Below are 4,130 nucleotides of genomic sequence, written 5' to 3'. Positions count from 1 at the left end.
TAAGGATTATAGCATGTTTAAGCCTTTGCTAAACTACTCTGGCTTTATTACATCCACACCTAAATAATCTCTCAAAGCGGGAGGCACTATTACAGAGCCATCCTCTTGTTGGTAGTTTTCAAGAATGGCGGAAAGGGTCCTACCCACTGCAAGTCCAGAGCCGTTTAGTGTGTGGACGAAGTGTAGCTTGCCCTGTGAGTCTCTGTATTTTGTATTCATCCTCCTTGCCTGAAAGTCCTCACAGTTGGAACAAGAGGATATCTCTCTGTATCTTCCCTGAGAGGGAAACCACACTTCAATGTCGTAGGTCTTTGCAGAAGCAAAACCCATATCACCGGTGCATAAAAGCACTACCCTGTAAGGAAGTCCAAGAGCTTGCAAAACTGCCTCCGCATCTGCGGTAAGTCTTTCAAGCTCTTCATAAGAGTGTTCTGGCTTTACTATCTTCACAAGCTCCACCTTGTCAAACTGGTGCTGTCGTATTAGACCCCTTACGTCCTTTCCGTATGAGCCTGCTTCTCTTCTGTAGCAGGGAGTGTAAGAAACCATGTATATGGGAAGCTGGTCTTCTGAAAGTATTTCATCTCTAAAGAGGTTTGTAAGTGGCACTTCTGCAGTGGGTATTAGGTATAGGTCATCCCTTTCGCATCTGTATAGTTCCTCTTCAAACTTGGGAAGCTGACCAGTGCCTATCAAAATTTCTGGTCTTACAAGGTGTGGTGGCAAAACTTCCTTGTAGCCCTTTTTTGAGTGCAGGTCTAACATAAAGTTTATAAGAGCCCTCTCCAACTTTGCACCCCAGCCAAGAAGCACGGAAAACCTGCTTCCAGAGAGCTTGCTTGCCCTTTCAAAATCAATGATGCCAAGCCTTTCTCCAATTTCCCAATGAGGTTTTGGCTGAAAGTTAAACTCCCTTGGCTTCCCCCACCTACGGACTTCCACGTTCTGACTTTCATCCTCACCCACAGGCACGCTTTCGTGTGGAAGATTTGGAATGGAGAGCATCACCTCTCTTAACTTTGTCTCCACCTTAGATAACTCCACCTCATACTTCTCTATACTTTCCCTTAGGTTCTTCACCTCTGCTTCAAGCTCTGATGTGTCCTTTCCCTCTTTTTTTAGCTTGCCTATTTCCTTGCTCTTAGCGTTTCTTTCCGCTCTTAGCCTTTCAATCTCTTTTAGAATAGCCCTTCTTTCTCTGTCAAGCTCAAGTGCTTTGTCTACAAGCTCCGCATAAGCCTTATCTCTTGTGGAAAGCCTTTCCCTTACCCACTCTGGGTCTTTACGCAGGAGTTCTATATCAAGCATAGAGAGATATTTTAATAGCTATGGTGTGGTTTTGCCCTTACTGTTGGCATGAGGTTTTGAAAAGGGAAACTCTGTTGCTGAAAAACATATACAAAAGCTCCTAAGTTCTCTCTAACCTACCGTTAGCATAGGTAAACTGTGCGTCTATTCTCTTCTCTGAGTCTTTTCTGTATTTGTCTACCGAGTATATGGTGCAGACCGCACTGTCTTTTGTTAGCCTAAGCACGCTATAGCCCCAGCAGTCTATGGAGTTTATGTGTCTTATCCAAGGGTTCTGTTTCATCTCCGCCTGTTGGAATTCCTCAAGGGATGCATAGTTCCAATTTCTCCTCCACCAGCCACCTTCCCTTGCGTTGATAGAAGACACCGCAGGCGTCATAAACTCCGCACCAAGGAGTTTCTCTGGTCTTTCGTAACTTTCTGGAATTTCCGCCACAAGGCTTGCATGCCTATCGCCAGTTATGGCAATTAGATTATTCATACCTCTTTCCTTCAAAAAGCTAAGTATCTGAGACCTCTCTCCTGCGTAGCCGTCCCAAGCATCCAAAGAGCCAAACTTACCATCTGTCTGAGACCTTGAGAACTGCACACTACTTGCCCACACCTTCCAACGATAGTTCCCCTCCCTTAGTTTTGAGAAAAACCACCTTTTTTGGTCCGCACCCAGCATAGAAGTCTTGTTCTGCTCCGGACAGCCTTCTACGCCAAACCTTCCTCTGCAGGGTTGCCTATCCCTGTAGCTCCTTAGGTCTGTTACTATCAAATGCCCCAAGCCACCAAGATTAAAGTCTCTGTATAGGGTTATCCACATAAGAGGGTCTCTGTTTCTCATATTAGTCTTTACCCTCGCAGGTATATACTCCAGCCATGCCTTTATAGCCTCCTGCCTAAGACGCAGTATCTTTTCCCTTTGGTTTTCGTAAGGATGTTTAGAAAAGTAGCCCCACGTTTCTCTAAAATGGTTGTAGTAGTAGTCGTTTAAAAACTCGTGGTCATCCCAAGTGTTTATAAAGGGATGCATAGCCCTTGCAAGCCTTAGGTCTGGGTCAGAAAGGTAAGTTCTATACAGGTATCTGTAGTCCTCAAGGTTCATTACAATATCCTGCCCGGAGGGTAAAGACAGGTCCCTTCCTGGCACTCTCGCCCTTCCGTATATCTTTTCATAGATGAAGTCTCCAAGATGGACCACAAAGTGTAAGTCTTCCTGTGCAAGGTATTTGTATGCGGTATAGTAGCCGTCAGGATAGTTTTGGCAAACCACAAAGGCAAAGGAAAACTCCTCCGCACTCTCTGGGAGGGTTTTAAACCTACCTACCATAGAAGGCACATCCGCATATATAAATCTGTAGTAGTAGGTCTTGCCGGGCTGTAGCCTGCCATCAAGGTCTATCCTCACTGTAAAGTCATCCTTTTCATTTATAGCCTCTGCAGGAAGCCTGCCTGTAAAGGGCTTTTTGAACTCTATATCCTCTGATATTTGTAAAAACAGGTCCTTGTTAAATCTCTTATGGACTGTTGGGTTTACCCTCGCCCAAAGCATGGCACCTGTCTGAGTTGGGTCTCCACTGGCTATTCCCTGAGGAAAAACCTCCTCTGTGTCTGAGGCAAAGCTAAGACTATTTAACTCAAGGAGGACAAGCCCAGCAATTACACCTTCTAAAAACTCTCTTCTTGTTAGCATGCCTATCCTCCAAGTTTGTATTCCACTTCAAGGTTGAACTCTATTGGTCTGCCTCCCGGTGGAGGAGGAAACCTACCTATAGACCTTATTACTCTCAATGTTTCCCCGTCCAAAGAGGAATATCCGCTACTCTTTACTATGCTAACCGAGCCTAAGCTACCGTCTTCTCTTATACTTATTCTCAAGACCACTGTGCCTTCTTGACCTCTCCTTCTTGCCTCCTGTGGGTAGCGTTTATTCCTCTCTACAAGTGTCTTTATCCTCGCAAAGTAGTTAATAAGCTCATTTTCCTCTCCAGCTGTGGTTCTTCTTGCCTGTATTTGCACCGGAGAGCCTGCGGTTTCTTGCTGTTGTGGTTTGGCTTGAGGAGGAGGGGGCGCAGGTGATGGTGCGGGCAAAGGTGGAGACTCTTGAAGTTGTGGTGCAGGTGGTGCAGGTTGGGCTGATGGAGAGGCTTGTGCCTGTGCTTGCTCTTTAACTGGTTCTAATATGGCTCTTTCTTGTGGTATAGGTGGAGAAGGCTTTTCAAAGTTTTCCGCCTTTTCTTGTATTGGTGTCTGTCTTACTTCCTTTACTACCCTTTGCTTAGTTGCTCTTTTTTCCTCTTTTTTCGTCTCTAATCTCTGTTGAGGTGCTGGTTTCACCTCTTGAGGTTTTTCTATTGGGGGCAAAGTTATCTCTATCACATTACCTTCACCCATAGAGGTGCTTGGTGTAAGTTGTAGTTGGCTTACCTTTCCCAGCCAAAAGGAAAGAAAGAGCACCCCACTGGATATTAGAAAGGATATAGACCAAGCCTTGAGGTCTTCGCTCCTTGTCATTTTTTCTCTCCAGAGAGACCTACCTTGCTTATACCCTCTTCCTTTAGCACATCTATTACATCTATAACCCTTTGCACTTGAGCGTCCTTATCCGCAATTATCAATACAGAAGCCTTTTCCTTATCCCTTATCCCCTTAAGATAGGAACGCAGAGCATCTAATCCAAGCTCCCTGTTCTCAAGGACAACAGTGCCATCCTTTTTTACATACACTTTTATGGATTCTTCCACGTCCTTACGCTCTACGGTAGTAGAAGAAGGCAGTCTTATATCTTGCACGAGCATAGGCACCACGTTCAGGGTATAAACCATGAAGAAGAC

The 4,130-nt window shown here is 45.1% G+C and carries 4 protein-coding genes; all 4 read right to left on the bottom strand.

The window, feature by feature from the left end; translation table 11 throughout:
* Positions 1–33: 33 nt before the first annotated feature.
* Complete coding sequence (gene serS / locus WKI49_04665; GenBank protein ID MEJ7621789.1) at positions 34–1,308, bottom strand: serine--tRNA ligase; 1,275 nt, start codon at positions 1,306–1,308, stop codon at positions 34–36.
* A 100-nt stretch (positions 1,309–1,408) separates the two neighbouring features.
* Positions 1,409–2,989, bottom strand: a complete 1,581-nt coding sequence (locus WKI49_04660) for an alkaline phosphatase D family protein (protein MEJ7621788.1) — start codon at positions 2,987–2,989, stop codon at positions 1,409–1,411.
* Positions 2,990–2,991: 2 nt separating this feature from the next.
* Positions 2,992–3,810 carry an energy transducer TonB gene (locus tag WKI49_04655; GenBank protein MEJ7621787.1) on the bottom strand — a complete coding sequence of 273 codons (819 nt, stop codon included), beginning with the start codon at positions 3,808–3,810 and terminating at the stop codon, positions 2,992–2,994.
* Positions 3,807–4,130: biopolymer transporter ExbD (locus tag WKI49_04650; protein ID MEJ7621786.1), on the bottom strand; the 324-nt coding region annotated here is incomplete at its 5' end. The genes WKI49_04650 and WKI49_04655, both read right to left, overlap by 4 nt.

The organism is Aquificaceae bacterium (genome assembly GCA_037722135.1).
Taxonomy (GTDB): Bacteria; Aquificota; Aquificia; order Aquificales; family Aquificaceae; genus Pampinifervens; species Pampinifervens sericum.
The sequence above is the reverse complement of the archived record's forward strand: the minus strand, read 5'-3'. Positions and strand labels throughout refer to the sequence as shown.

Coding starts and splice junctions, on each gene's coding strand:
- serS (MEJ7621789.1), bottom strand. CDS start 1,308: ATGCTTGATATAGAACTCCTGCGTAAAGACCCAGAGTGGGTAAGGGAA.
- WKI49_04660 (MEJ7621788.1), bottom strand. CDS start 2,989: ATGCTAACAAGAAGAGAGTTTTTAGAAGGTGTAATTGCTGGGCTTGTC.
- WKI49_04655 (MEJ7621787.1), bottom strand. CDS start 3,810: ATGACAAGGAGCGAAGACCTCAAGGCTTGGTCTATATCCTTTCTAATA.